Genomic DNA, 13,118 nt, shown 5'->3' with positions numbered 1-13,118 from the left:
TTCTTGTCGAAATTCAAGGAAAAACCAATGCGTTTTGTGTCTTTCAGGCCGGCGTCCTGCGTCCTCGCCACCACCGCGCTGTTGCTCATCGCCACTGCGCCTTTGAAGGCGCAAACCAGGGCCGAGACGTTGCGCTATGTGACTGGCGCATCGGTCAATACGCTCGATCCCAACATCCCCGGTGCGACCCGAGAGTCCTTCGGGTTGAGCATGAGCACCTACGATCGGCTGGTGTCGTTCGGCCGTAAGCAGCTCAACGGCAAATGGGTGTTCGATCTCGACACGATCACCGGCGAGCTCGCCGACTCCTATGACGTCAGTCCTGATCGACTGAAGATCATGTTCCATCTGCGCAAGGACGCAAAATTCCAGGACGGCTCGCCGGTCACGGCCGAGGACGTCAAATGGTCGCTCGATCGCTGCGTCACCGCGCCGATCCTCGGCAAGGCGCAGCTGTTGACGGGATCGCTGACGTCGGCCGATCAGTTCAAGGTGATTGATCCCCTCACGGTCGAGGTGACGCTGCCGAAGCCCGACAAGCTTGCGCTGCCGAACCTGGCGACCGTCTATCCCATCATCATCAATTCGAAGGTCGCCAAGGAGCACGCGACGCCGGACGATCCCTGGGCCACCGCCTGGCTCAAGGAGCACACCGCTGGCAGCGGCGCCTATGTGGTCGAGACCTTCAAGCCCGGCGAGCAGGTCATCCTCAAGCGCGACGAGGCCTGGAACCGCGGCTCTGCGAACAAGCCGGCGTTCTTCAAGCGCGTGATCGTGCAGTCCGTGCCGGAGCCCGCGACCCGCGCCAATCTGGTCGAGCGCGGCGACGCCGATCTCGTGCTCGATCTCCAGGCCAGCGACGTGCAATCGCTCGAGGCCAAGGGCAAGCTCAAGGTGATCTCGACGCCACAATACAATGCGATCACCTTCGTCTCGATGAACAACCAGATTCCGCCCTTCGACAACGTCAATGTTCGCCGCGCCATCGCCTTCGCGCTGCCCTATGACGACATGTTCAAGGCCGCCTTGTTCGGCCGCGGTGCGCCGTTGTTCGGAGCGACTTGGGCGGATGGCATGCCGGCGAACGGCATCTATCCATTCCAGGCGCCGGTGAAGATCGACCTCGACAAGGCCCGCGAATACCTCAAGGCTGCGGGCCTGCCCGAGGGCTTCTCCACGACTTTCAGCTTCAATGTCGGCCAGGCCTCGACCGCGGAGCCGATGGCGGCGCTGGTGAAGGAATCGCTCGGCAAGATCGGAATCAAGGTCGACATCCAGAAACTTCCGGATGCGCAGATGTCGACGCAGATCAACGAGAAGAAGCTGCCGTTCTTCACCGAAGGCATCGTCGCCTGGCTGCCGTCGACCGATTACTTCTACCGCAACTTCTACACCGGCAATCAGCGCTGGAACTACAGCTCGATCAACAATTCCGAGCTCGCAGCGATTGCGCAGGAAGCTCGCTTCGAGCCGGACAAGGCGAAGTACGAGGAAGACGGCCGCAAGCTGAATGCAATCCATTTCAGCGAGATGCCGCAGATCCCGTTGTGGCAGCCGAACCAGGACGCCGTGATGGCCGCGTCGATCGAGGGCTACACCTACGAGTTCCACCGGCAGCTCGACTATCGCGATATCAGCCGCAAGTGATATCCGCAAAGAGGGACGCTGAAAGGTGATGACCGGTGTTGGCGCAACGATGGTGCGGGCGGGCAGGCGGCTTCTGTCGTCGCTGCCGGCGCTGTTCGGTGTGCTTGTCTTCACCTTTTTGCTGATGCGCGTCTTGCCTGGCGACCCCGCGGTGTTCTTCGCCTCGGGGCCCAATGCAGGCAAGGAGGAGATCGAGCTGATCCGCAAGCAGATGGGGCTGAACAAATCGGTGCCGGAGCAGCTGGTGTTCTATCTCTCCGACATCGGCCATGGCAATCTTGGCCGCTCCATGATGACCGGGCAGCCGGTGCTGAAGGATCTGCGCGAGCGGCTGCCGGCCTCGCTTGAGCTCACCTTCACCGCGCTGATGATTGCGCTGATTGCGGCGGTGCCGCTCGGCGTTGTCGCAGCGCTGCGGCCGGGTTCGATTGTCGATCACGGCGTGCGGCTGTTCTGCGCACTCGGGGTCTGCGTGCCGACCTTCGTCTCCGGCCTGCTCTTGATCTACGTCTTTTATTATCTGCTCGGACTTGCGCCTGATCCGACTGGGCGGATCGACGTCTTCACCTCGCTGCCGCCGCAGCACACCGGCTTCCTGTCGATCGATTTCCTGCTGGCCGGCGATATCGACGGCTGGTGGGCGGCCTGCAAGCAGCTGATCCTGCCGGCAGTGAGCATGGCCCTGTTCGTGATCGCACCGCTGGCGCGGATCACGCGCGCCTCGATGCTGGTGTCGCTCGGCAGCGATTTCGTGCGGACCGCGCGCTCGGTCGGGCTCTCGTGGCACAAGGTGGTCGTCACCTATGCGCTGCGTAACGCAATCCTGCCTGTCATCACCATCGCCGGCATCGTGTTCTCGACCATGCTGGGCGCCAATGTCCTGGTGGAGAAGGTGTTCTCCTGGCCAGGCGTTGCCTCCTATGCACTCGATGCGCTGCTGTCCTCCGATTACGCGCCGGTGCAGGGCTTCGTGCTGCTAATGGCTGGCATCTTCGTGCTGGTCAATCTGATCGTCGATGTCTGCTACGGCATCGCCGATCCCAGGGTGTCGATCGAATGACCAGCGCCACCCTCCGTCATTCGGTCTGGATCCTGCGCGGCAACCCGCTCACGGCCGTCGCGGCGGCGGGTGTGACCTTGTTTGTTCTAATCGCAATCATCGGGCCATGGATCGTGCCTTATGATCCCGTGGTCTCGAACGTCTCGGAAGCGTTGCTGCCGCCAAGCGCGGCGCACATCGCCGGCACGGACCAGCTTGGACGCGATGTGTTCAGCCGCCTCGTCATCGCAGCGAGGCTCGACCTTGCGATCGCGGTCTCGGCGGTCGGCATCTCCTTCGTGATCGGCGCCGTCGTTGGTTCGTTCTGCGGCTATGCCGGAGGCAAGCTCGATCGCGCGGTCGGCCGCTTCGTCGACGTGATGATGGCCTTTCCGCTGTTCGTGCTGGCAATGGCGATGGTCGCGGCGCTGGGAAATCGGATCGAGAACATCGTGATCGCAACCGCGATCATCAATCTTCCCTTCTACATCCGCTTCGCGCGGGCCGAGGTCAACGTCAGGCGCAATGTCGGCTGGGTCGAGGCCGCACGCGCCTGCGGTGAGAGCCATTTTTCGGTCGTGCTGCGCTTTCTGCTGCCAAATATCCTGCCGGCGATGGCGGTGCAGATCTCGCTCAATCTCGGCTGGGCCATTCTGAACGCTGCGGGTCTTTCGTTCATCGGCCTCGGCGTTAAGCCACCGACACCGGAATGGGGCATCATGGTCGCGGAGGGCGCGCGCTTCATCTCGACCGGACGCTGGTGGCTGGTGGCCTTCCCGGGCCTCGCGTTGATGATGGCCGTGCTGTGCTTCAACCTTCTCGGTGACGGGATGCGGGACATTCTCGATCCCCGCATGCGCACATGAGCGAGCAACTGCTCAGGATTGACGACCTCCACGTCTCGTTCTCGACACGGCGTGGGCTGGTCGAGGCCGTGCGCGGCGTCACGCTCACTGTCGAAGCGGGCGAAATGCTCGGCCTCGTCGGCGAAAGCGGCTCGGGCAAATCGGTCACCGGTTTTGCGACGACGCGACTGCTCGATGCGGCCGGACGCGTCACCGGCGGCAAAATCCTGTTTCGCGGGCAGGACGTGACAAAGCTCAGGGGTGATGATCTCCGTCATCTCCAGGGTGCTGCGATGTCGATGATCTTCCAGAATCCGCGGGCGGCGCTCAATCCGATCCGGGCGATCGGCTTGCAGATTGCCGACGCGATCCTCACCCACAAGCGGATATCGAAAGAAGCCGCTCGTGCCGAGGCGCTGGAGCTGCTGCGCGCTGTCCAGATCCGCGACCCCGAGGCGCGGATGAATGCCTATCCGCACGAGCTCTCCGGCGGCATGTGCCAGCGTGTGATGATCGCGATCGCGATCTCCTGCAATCCGGCTCTGCTGATTGCCGACGAGCCGACCACTGGTCTCGATGTCACTACGCAGAAAGTGGTGATGGACCTGCTCGCGGACATCGCCGCCGCACGCGGCATGGCGACGATCCTGATCACGCACGATCTCGGCCTTGCGGCGCGCTATTGCCGCCGCATCGCCGTGATGGAGCGCGGGCGCATCGTCGAGGAAGCGAGCCCGAAGACGCTCTTCAGCGCGCCGCAGCACGCTTATACCAGGCGCCTTGTTGCGGCCTCGCCGACGGCGACGTCCCGGATCGAGGATCTCGTGACCGAGGAGGAGCGGGAGCGCGCCGCTGCGGTCGTGAGCAAGCCAAGGGCGGAGGTCCCGCATGGCACCCCGCCGCTCCTGGAGGTACGGAAACTCGCCAAGCGTTTCGATCAGGGCTCCGCGGCGGTCGCCGATTTCTCCATGACCATGGTCTGTGGCGAGAGCGTCGGTCTCGTCGGGGAGTCCGGCTCCGGCAAGAGCACGACGTCACGGATGATCTGCCGTCTGATCGATCCCAGCGAAGGCGACATCGTGTTCGACGGGCAGTCGATCGGCCACGTGGCGTCGCGCGACTTTCATCGTTCGCCCCTGCGCAAAGACATTCAGATGGTCTTCCAGGACCCGAACGAAAGCCTCAACCCGCGCTACACGGCCTTCGACTGTATCGCCCATCCCTTGATGAGGCTCGACGGCATGCGAGCTGGCGATGCGTTGCGGCAACGGGTGGAAGAGTGCGCGGAACGGGTCGGGCTGCCGCTCGATCTGCTGCCGCGCTTCCCGCATCAGCTCTCCGGCGGCCAGAAGGCCCGCGTCGGCATTGCCCGCGCGATCGCCTGCCGCCCGCGGCTCCTGGTGCTGGACGAGCCGACCGCTGCGCTCGACGTTTCGGTGCAGGCGGTGGTGCTGCAACTGCTCGATCGCTTGCGGCGCGAGAACGACATCGCGCTGCTGTTCGTCAGCCACGATCTCAACGTGGTGCGCATGCTCTGCGACCGCACCATCGTGCTCCGCAACGGTGGCATCGTCGAGCAGGGCGAAAGCCGGGCGCTGTTCGATAATCCGAAGACTGACTACACGCGCAAGCTGGTCGAGGCGATCCCCCATCTCGAGACCGGCGAGGTGCTGGCGGCCGCTCTTTGAGGCCCGGGCCATCAAAATAGCCGTTGAGATCGCGCTGGCGAAGGCGCGTTTACTGGCATACCATTTGCAGGCCAATGGGCTCTGTTTCACCTGCCTTTGGCCAATGATCGGCCGGCATCACGGCATTACCGGGAGGACTACATGGATCGCAGGAGCGTATTGAAGGGACTGGCCGGCGCGAGCGGTCTGGCATTGACGGGCGGCCTCTCGGCCCCGGCGATCGCCCAGGGCGCTTCGGCCCGCACCCTGCGTTTCGTGCCGCAGGCCAATCTTGCCAATTTCGACCCCATCTGGGGCACCCAATATGTCGTGCGCAATGCGGCCGCGCTGGTCTGGGACACGCTCTACGGCGTCGATTCCTCGCTCCAGCCACAGCGGCAGATGGTCGAATCCGAGGAAGTGACCGATGACGGCACGACCTGGACGTTCAAGTTGCGGCCGGGGCTCAAGTTTCACGACGGCGAGCCGGTGCTGAGCAAGGACGTCGTCGCCAGCCTCTCGCGCTGGGCGGCACGCGATCCGATGGGCCTGATGATCAAGGCGCTCCAGCAGGAGCTGACCACCGTCGACGACCGCACCTTCAAATGGGTGCTGAAGCAGCCATTCCCGAAGATGCTCTACGCGCTTGCGAAGAACAACTCGCCTTGCGCCTTCATCATGCCGGAGCGCATCGCCCAGACCGATCCGTTCAAGCAGATCTCGGATTATGTCGGCTCCGGTCCTATGAAGTTCGCCAAGGGCGAGTGGGTGCCGGGCGCGAAGGCCGTGTTCGAGAAATTTGCCGACTATTCGCCGCGGCAGGAGAAATCATCCTGGCTTGCCGGTGGCAAGCAGATCATGGTCGACCGCGTCGAGTGGGTGATCATGCCGGATCCGGCAACCGCGGCGGCTGCCTTGCAGAACGGTGAGATCGACTGGTGGGAGAATCCGATTGCGGATCTCGTCCCGGTCCTGAAGAAGAACAAGAACATCAGCGTCGATATCGGCGATCCCCTTGGCAATATCGGCTCGTTCCGTATGAATTTCCTGTATCCACCCTTCAACGACGTGCGGGCGCGGCGCGCAGTGCTGATGGCGATGAGCCAGGAAGACTATATGCGCGCGATCGTCGGCGACGACAATTCGCTGTGGAAGCCGCTGCCCGGCTACTTCACGCCGGATACGCCGCTCTACACCGAAGCGGGTGGCGAGATCCTGAAGGGCAAGCGCGATCTCGACGCCGCCAAGAAGCTGCTCGCCGAGAGCGGCTATTCCGGCCAGCCGGTCACGTGCCTCGTCGCGCAGGACCAGCCGATCACCAAGGCGATGGGCGACGTGACTGCGGACCTGCTGAAGAGGCTCGGCATGAATGTCGACTTCGTCGCGACCGATTGGGGCACGGTCGGCTCACGCCGTGCGCAGAAGACAGCACCGGGACAGGGCGGCTGGAACATGTTCCACACCTGGCATGCGGGCTCGGATTGCATCAATCCCGCACCCTACACGGCTATCCGCGCCAATGGCGACAAGGCCTGGTTCGGCTGGCCCACAAGCCCCAATACCGAGAAGGAGGTTGCCGCCTGGTTCGAGGCCAAGAGCCTCGACGAGGAAAAGGCCACCATCGGTCGCCTCAACAAGGCGGCCTTCGATGACGTCGTCTACGCTCCGACCGGCTTCTTCCTGAGCTACACCGCGTGGCGCAAGAACGTCACCGGCATTGCCAAGGGACCATTGCCGTTCTTCTGGGGCGTGTCGAAGTCCGCATGATCGTGCAATAGGTCCAGATGCTCTCCTACATCCTCCGGCGCATCGTCGCCACCTTGCCGGTGATGGCGATTGTCGCACTGTTCGTGTTCAGCCTGCTCTACATCGCGCCGGGCGATCCCGCCGTGGTGATTGCGGGTGACCAGGCGAGCCCGGAGGATGTGGAGCGCATCCGCCAGAGCCTCGGCCTCGACCGGCCCTTCCTGGTCCAGTTCGGCAGCTGGGTCTGGCGCATCCTGCATGGTGATCTCGGCACCTCGATCTTCACCAATTTGCCGGTCTCGACGATGATCGGGCAGCGTCTCGGACCAACGCTGTCGCTGATGATCGTCACGCTGCTGCTCACGATCGTGGTGGCGGTGCCGCTCGGCGTGGTGGCGGCATGGAAGGCCGGGAGCCTCATCGACCGTGCCATCATGGCGTTCGCCGTGTTCGGCTTCTCGCTGCCGGTGTTCGTCGTTGGCTACGTCCTTGCCTACGTCTTCGCGCTGGAGCTCGAATGGCTCCCTGTGCAGGGTTATACGCCGCTCACGGAGGGCTTTTGGCCGTGGCTGCAAAATCTGATCCTGCCGGCGATTGCGCTCGGCTGTGTCTACATCGCGCTGGTCGCGCGCATCACCCGTGCCACCATGCTTGAGGTGCTCCAGCAGGACTATATCCGCACCGCGCGTGCCAAGGGGCTCGGGCAGGGCGGCATCCTGTTCATTCACGCGCTGAAGAATGCGTCGGTGCCGATCGTGACCGTGATCGGGATCGGGATTGCGCTTCTGATTGGCGGCGCGGTCGTGACTGAGAGCGTGTTCGCGATTCCGGGCCTCGGCCGCCTCACGATCGATGCGATCCTGCGCCGCGACTACCCGGTGATCCAGGGCATCGTGCTGCTTTTCAGCTTCGTCTACGTCTTGGTCAATCTGATGATCGACGTCACCTACACGCTCGTTGACCCGAGGATCCGCTATTGACCGACATGACTGTCAATCCGCAAACGCTGCCGGCCGGCTTCGTCGTCGCGCCGCAACTGCCGGAGATCCTTCGGCCGGTCGCGATCCGGCGCGGTTTCGTCGGCTTCCTGCGCGGCCATCCCACCATTGCGATCGGCGGTGCGCTGTTGCTGACGCTCGTTCTGATAGCGGTCTTCGCGCCGTATCTCGGAACGGTCGATCCGACCGCGCTCGCGCCGGCCAAGCGGACCCGCGCGCCGTCGGCGGCTTTCTGGTTCGGCACCGACGTGCTTGGCCGCGACATCTATTCCCGCGTGCTCTTTGGCGCGCGGGTCTCGCTTACAGTCGGGCTGTTCGTTGCGATATTTGCGTCCGCGGCCGGCCTTGCCATCGGCGTCGTCTCCGGCTTCATCCGCTGGGCCGACGGCATTTTGATGCGCTTCATGGACGGCCTGATGTCGATCCCGCCGATCCTGCTTGCGATCGCGTTGATGGCGCTCACGCGCGCCAGTGTCGGCAACGTCATTCTGGCTATCACCGTTGCCGAAGTTCCGCGCGTCTCCCGCCTCGTGCGCAGCGTTGTGCTGTCGCTGCGCGAGCAGCCCTATGTCGATGCGGCGGTGGCCTGCGGCACACGGACGCCGATGATCATCCTGCGCCATATCCTGCCCAACACGCTCGCGCCCATGCTGGTCCAGGCGACCTATATCTGTGCCAGCGCCATGATCACGGAGGCGATCCTGTCTTTCATCGGTGCCGGCACGCCACCCACCATTCCGTCCTGGGGTAACATCATGGCCGAAGGCCGCGCGCTGTGGCAGGTCAAGCCCTATATCGTGTTCTTTCCGGCGGCGTTCCTGTCCGTCACGGTGCTCGCGGTGAATTTGCTCGGCGACGGCCTTCGCGATGCGCTCGATCCGCGCATGGCCAAAAGCCTCTGATGTTGCGGGGCTGACCAAAATGGCGTTGCTCGAAGTCGAGAACCTCCAGACCCATTTCCGTACGCCCAGCGGCATCAACCGCGCGGTCGACGGCGTGTCCTTCCATGTCAACGAGGGCGAAACGCTCGCAATTGTCGGCGAGTCCGGCTGCGGCAAGTCGGTTACCTCGATGTCGCTGATGCGGCTGATTCCGGAGCCGCCCGGCAGGGTCGCGGGCGCGATCCGCTTCGCGGGACGGGATCTGCTGCAATTGTCCGATCGCGAGATGCGCGCCATTCGCGGCAACGACATCTCGATGATCTTTCAGGAGCCGATGACGAGCCTCAACCCGGTGCTGACCGTCGGCCGCCAGATCCGCGAGACGCTGATGATCCATCAGGGTCTGGATAAGCAGGCCGCCGAGGCACACGCGATCGATATGCTCACGCTTGTCGGTATTCCCGAGCCGAAGCGACGCGTGCGCGAATACCCGCATCAGCTCTCCGGCGGCATGCGCCAGCGCGTGATGATCGCGATCGCGCTCGCCTGCAATCCAAAGCTCCTGATCGCGGACGAGCCGACCACCGCGCTCGACGTGACCATCCAGGCGCAGATCCTGAAATTGATGCTCGACCTCAAGCGCCGTGTCGGTGCGGCAATCATCCTGATCACCCACGACCTCGGCGTCGTCGCCGAGATCGCCGAGCGCGTCATGGTGATGTATGCCGGCCGCAAGGTCGAGGAAGCGCCGGTCGCCGAGGTGTTCCGCTCGCCGCGTCATCCCTATACGCAGGGCCTGCTCGGCGCGGTGCCGCGGCTCGGTTCCTCGCTGACCGGTACCGCGCGGCGGCTGGCCGAGATTCCCGGGCAGGTGCCCGATCTCAGGAAGCCGATCACCGGCTGCGTCTTTGCCGGCCGCTGTGCGCTGGCGACCGATCTCTGCCGGCAGTATGCGCCGGGCCTCGAAGAAAAAGGGCCGCGCCACATCGCAGCCTGCCACTATGCGGCCAAGGGAGCGATTGCGGCATGAGTGTTCCGTTGCTCCAGGTCAACGACCTCAAGAAGCATTTTCCCGTCAAGACCGGCCTGTTCGGGCGCAAGTCCGAATTTGTCTACGCGGTCGACGGCGTGTCGTTCGAGATCGCGCGCGGCGAGACGCTGTCGCTGGTCGGCGAGTCCGGTTGCGGCAAGTCGACGGTCGGCCGTGCCATCCTGCGGCTGTTCGATGTGACGGCCGGCCAGGTGATCCTCGATGGCCAGCGTATCGACGACGCCGCGCCGGCCACGATGCGCCAGATGCGCCGCCGCGTGCAGGTGGTGTTCCAGGATCCGTTTTCCAGCCTCAATCCGCGTATGCGCGTGCGCGACATCCTGGCCGAGCCGATCCGCAATTTCGGTCTCGCCAAATCCGCGGAAGATCTCGAGGTCCGCGTCACGGCGCTGATGGACACCGTGCGCCTGCCGCGCGAGGCACTGAACCGCAGGCCGCACGAATTTTCGGGTGGCCAGCGTCAGCGCATCGGCATCGCGCGGGCGCTCGCGGCCGAGCCCGAGCTGATCGTGTGCGACGAGGCGGTCTCCGCGCTCGACGTCTCCGTCAAGGCGCAGATCGTCAACCTGCTCCAGGACCTTCAGCAGAAATTCGGCCTGGCGCTGCTGTTCATCAGCCATGACCTCGCGATCGTCGAGCACATGACCCACCGCGTCGCGGTGATGTATCTCGGCAAGATCGTCGAGGTGGCGCCGCGCCGGGAGATCTTTGCCGCGCCGAGGCATCCCTACACCAAGGCGTTGCTGTCGGCGGTCCCGCTGCCCGAACCCGGTGCCCAGCGCAATCCCATCATCCTCGGTGGCGACGTGCCGAGCCCGATCAATCCGCCGAGCGGGTGCCGCTTCCATACCCGATGTCCGTACGTGTTCGATCGCTGCCGGACCGAGGAGCCGCAGCTACGCTCTGCTGAAGGCGAGCAATGGGTGGCGTGTCACCTCGACGCGCTGCCGCAGGGCTGAGGCCTCAAACCATCGTCGCGGTCGAGCGCGCACTAGCGCATGCGCGGGGCTGCGGGCTTCAGTCACACGCTGCAACATATCCCAACATGTTCGCCAAAATTTGATCGGCTCGCCGCAGGTAAGATCGGTCCAAACGTATCAATCGGAGATTGCCGCGATGTCCTTGAAGTTGTCCGTGACACAAACGAGCCTTGCTGCCGCCTGCTTCGCGCTGGTGGCGCTGGGCGCGTTCCCCGCCGAGGCGACATTGGACGCTTTGGCCGGCTCGTGGTCCGGGACAGGGTCGATGAAACCCAAGGATGGTCAGAACGAGAGGGTGCGTTGCAAGGTTGCCTACAATGTCACGAAGCCGGGCCGCTCGCTCACTCTGGATCTGAAATGTGCGAGTGAGGCCTACAAGATGATCCTGTCCGCCAATATCGAGCAGAACGGGACGGATTTCTCGGGGAACTGGTTCGAGAGCGAATACCGCCAGGGCGGCAAGATCTACGGATCGAGCGTGGAGGACGGACTGATCGAGGCCAGGATCGAAGGCAACACGGTCGCAGCACTGGTGACGATCCGGACCAAAGGCACGCACCAGTCGTTTGTCATGGATGCGCCGGGCGCCTGGGTTTCACAGGTTGCGATCGAGCTGAACAAAGACTCGAAGTGACGGTTGCGCCCCCGTCGGCCGCTAGCCGATGGCAGTCAGGGCGCGGCGGATGGCGGCGAAGATGTCGCCGATCTGGTCTCGTCGCCTGGCGCGGTGACGGTACCGTCTCTCCGATGTTGGCCAAGACGATCGAGACCTCGGCGGATGGGCGCACCTGCACCTTTACGCTGCGCGAGGGCGTGACCTTCCACGATGGCGCGCCCCTGACCTCGCGCGAGGTGGTCTGGACCTGGGAGCGCTTCCTCGACCCAAAATCCGGCTGGCCCCGCCCCGGACGCGCTCTTGAATTGTCCTGCCTGACGTTTGCGGTGGCGATCTCAACTATTCGTCCGCCGCTTCATCGCTTGACATCGGGCGATGACCCAAATCCCAATGTCTGGGAAGGGCGCTCACCAAACATCGTCGCATAGTACTGCGCAAAACGCCCGAGCTCATAGAAGCCCTGCTGCATGGCCACCGCCGCCACGGTGGTCGAGCCCGGGACACTATCGCGCAGGATCGAGTGGATGGTGCATAGGCGCTTGTGCCGCAGGAAGCTGACCGGGCCGAGGCCGAACACCTCTTGGAAGGCGCGATGCAAGGTACGCCGTGACACGCTGAGCGCGGCACAGATCTCCGAAACGTGCACCGGGCGCGTACCGGCCTCGTGCAGATACTCCTCGACCCTGCGGATCAGGCGTCTTGCGGAAGGCAGCCATCCAGCGTCGTCGGGCGGCAGGGACGATATGACGTTCTCCGTCATGCATTCGACGATCGATCGTTTCCAGAAATCGGCGGTCGATGGCGTCAGGCCGTGCCTGTGGCTGCTTAGATGCGACATGATCCGCACCAGGCGGCGTGAGGCCATCGATCCGGTTGCGGGATCCGCCCGGTAATGTCCGCGGCCGCGCCATGTGTCCGGATCGCTCAGCCTAGCTTCACCGCCGAACAGCGATGCGACTTCGCCGAGATCGAAGCGCATGGCAGCGTAGGCGGACCCGCCGTGAAAGACCCCGTCATGCTCGAGCAGCGGCGGAATCACGAGCACGTCGTTGAGCTGCATGTCGAACGACCAATGAGCGACACGCTGTTCGGCCGCCAGCAGCATTCCGATGATCAGCTTGTCGTCGCTGGAAACGCGCTGCGTACGCATGCCGACGTTGAAGCTGCCGATGCTGAGCGAGAAATCGCCGATGCCGATATGGGATAATGTGCCACGCAGCCGCCCGCGTCCGAGTTGCATGACGTCGACGTGAGAGCCATGGACGGCCTGGTGAAGACCTTCGAAGCCGTCCAGCTTCCGCGAATCAACCAGCAGGAATTGCCCCATGGCTGTACCCTGTTACTAAAGCGCGACTATTCTGCGGCATCCGGCAGCGAAATACCACCACAACGCGAAGTGGCAGCGACAAGCTGACTTCGCGCTTTGAGGCAAATCATCATCGAATTTGAGGCGACATATTTGCCACATAGCATCGTGGCTAGAGGATTTACCGCATGGGTCGTTAGGCCTCACGCGCCACACGGGTCTATTGGCACAAAATGCACATCACAGCCGTCCAATCTTCGGATACCGTCTGCAACCTAAGCGATATGATTTGGAAGCGCTTTGCGGATGGCGAAGCGCACGTGGCGTGGTTTTGCCGCGTGC

At 63.6% G+C, this 13,118-nt stretch carries 12 protein-coding genes; 11 read left to right on the top strand and 1 reads right to left on the bottom strand.

Features of this window, described 5'->3' with window-relative positions:
* Positions 1-27: 27 nt before the first annotated feature.
* From IC761_RS22920 to IC761_RS35920, 11 genes are all read left to right on the top strand, one after another.
* Positions 28-1,647, top strand: a complete 1,620-nt coding sequence (locus tag IC761_RS22920; RefSeq protein WP_195798896.1) for an ABC transporter substrate-binding protein — start codon at positions 28-30, stop codon at positions 1,645-1,647.
* A 25-nt stretch (positions 1,648-1,672) separates the two neighbouring features.
* A complete protein-coding gene (locus tag IC761_RS22915; RefSeq protein ID WP_195798895.1) occupies positions 1,673-2,707 on the top strand; it encodes an ABC transporter permease in 1,035 nt (344 codons plus the stop codon).
* The gene (locus tag IC761_RS22910) at positions 2,704-3,552 is read left to right on the top strand and encodes an ABC transporter permease (protein ID WP_195798894.1); all 849 of its coding nucleotides are present in this window, start codon (positions 2,704-2,706) and stop codon (positions 3,550-3,552) included. Before IC761_RS22915 ends, IC761_RS22910 begins: the two co-directional genes overlap by 4 nt.
* Entirely contained in the window at positions 3,549-5,219 is a 1,671-nt protein-coding gene (nikE, locus tag IC761_RS22905) for a nickel ABC transporter ATP-binding protein NikE (RefSeq protein ID WP_195798893.1), read from the top strand. Before IC761_RS22910 ends, nikE begins: the two co-directional genes overlap by 4 nt.
* Before the next feature lie 141 nt (positions 5,220-5,360).
* Complete coding sequence (locus IC761_RS22900) at positions 5,361-6,965, top strand: ABC transporter substrate-binding protein (RefSeq protein WP_195798892.1); 1,605 nt, start codon at positions 5,361-5,363, stop codon at positions 6,963-6,965.
* Positions 6,966-6,982: 17 nt separating this feature from the next.
* Positions 6,983-7,924, top strand: coding sequence for an ABC transporter permease (locus IC761_RS22895; RefSeq protein ID WP_195798891.1), 942 nt, complete (start codon positions 6,983-6,985; stop codon positions 7,922-7,924).
* Positions 7,921-8,844, top strand: a complete 924-nt coding sequence (locus IC761_RS22890) for an ABC transporter permease (protein WP_195798890.1) — start codon at positions 7,921-7,923, stop codon at positions 8,842-8,844. The genes IC761_RS22895 and IC761_RS22890 overlap by 4 nt, the downstream gene beginning before the upstream one ends.
* Positions 8,845-8,863: 19 nt before the next feature.
* Positions 8,864-9,853 carry an ABC transporter ATP-binding protein gene (locus tag IC761_RS22885; RefSeq protein ID WP_195798889.1) on the top strand — a complete coding sequence of 330 codons (990 nt, stop codon included), beginning with the start codon at positions 8,864-8,866 and terminating at the stop codon, positions 9,851-9,853.
* On the top strand, positions 9,850-10,833 hold the full coding sequence (locus IC761_RS22880) for an ABC transporter ATP-binding protein (protein WP_195798888.1): 984 nt from the start codon (positions 9,850-9,852) through the stop codon (positions 10,831-10,833). Before IC761_RS22885 ends, IC761_RS22880 begins: the two co-directional genes overlap by 4 nt.
* 157 nt (positions 10,834-10,990) lie before the next feature.
* The gene (locus IC761_RS22875; protein WP_195798887.1) at positions 10,991-11,488 is read left to right on the top strand and encodes a hypothetical protein; all 498 of its coding nucleotides are present in this window, start codon (positions 10,991-10,993) and stop codon (positions 11,486-11,488) included.
* A gap of 113 nt (positions 11,489-11,601) precedes the next feature.
* Positions 11,602-11,898 carry an ABC transporter substrate-binding protein gene (locus IC761_RS35920; RefSeq protein ID WP_246791304.1) on the top strand — a complete coding sequence of 99 codons (297 nt, stop codon included), beginning with the start codon at positions 11,602-11,604 and terminating at the stop codon, positions 11,896-11,898.
* Here the strand turns inward: IC761_RS35920 and IC761_RS22865 are convergent.
* Entirely contained in the window at positions 11,826-12,797 is a 972-nt protein-coding gene (locus tag IC761_RS22865; protein ID WP_195798886.1) for a helix-turn-helix domain-containing protein, read from the bottom strand. The two genes, IC761_RS35920 and IC761_RS22865, sit on opposite strands and share 73 nt — an antisense overlap.
* Positions 12,798-13,118 lie beyond the last annotated feature (321 nt).

This window comes from Bradyrhizobium commune (genome assembly GCF_015624505.1).
GTDB lineage: Bacteria > Pseudomonadota > Alphaproteobacteria > Rhizobiales > Xanthobacteraceae > Bradyrhizobium > Bradyrhizobium commune.
The sequence above is the reverse complement of the archived record's forward strand: the minus strand, read 5'-3'. Positions and strand labels throughout refer to the sequence as shown.

Coding starts and splice junctions, on each gene's coding strand:
- IC761_RS22880 (WP_195798888.1), top strand. CDS start 9,850: ATGAGTGTTCCGTTGCTCCAGGTCAACGACCTCAAGAAGCATTTTCCC.
- IC761_RS22885 (WP_195798889.1), top strand. CDS start 8,864: ATGGCGTTGCTCGAAGTCGAGAACCTCCAGACCCATTTCCGTACGCCC.
- IC761_RS22895 (WP_195798891.1), top strand. CDS start 6,983: ATGCTCTCCTACATCCTCCGGCGCATCGTCGCCACCTTGCCGGTGATG.
- IC761_RS22865 (WP_195798886.1), bottom strand. CDS start 12,797: ATGGGGCAATTCCTGCTGGTTGATTCGCGGAAGCTGGACGGCTTCGAA.
- IC761_RS35920 (WP_246791304.1), top strand. CDS start 11,602: ATGTTGGCCAAGACGATCGAGACCTCGGCGGATGGGCGCACCTGCACC.
- IC761_RS22910 (WP_195798894.1), top strand. CDS start 2,704: ATGACCAGCGCCACCCTCCGTCATTCGGTCTGGATCCTGCGCGGCAAC.
- IC761_RS22900 (WP_195798892.1), top strand. CDS start 5,361: ATGGATCGCAGGAGCGTATTGAAGGGACTGGCCGGCGCGAGCGGTCTG.
- IC761_RS22920 (WP_195798896.1), top strand. CDS start 28: ATGCGTTTTGTGTCTTTCAGGCCGGCGTCCTGCGTCCTCGCCACCACC.
- nikE (WP_195798893.1), top strand. CDS start 3,549: ATGAGCGAGCAACTGCTCAGGATTGACGACCTCCACGTCTCGTTCTCG.
- IC761_RS22875 (WP_195798887.1), top strand. CDS start 10,991: ATGTCCTTGAAGTTGTCCGTGACACAAACGAGCCTTGCTGCCGCCTGC.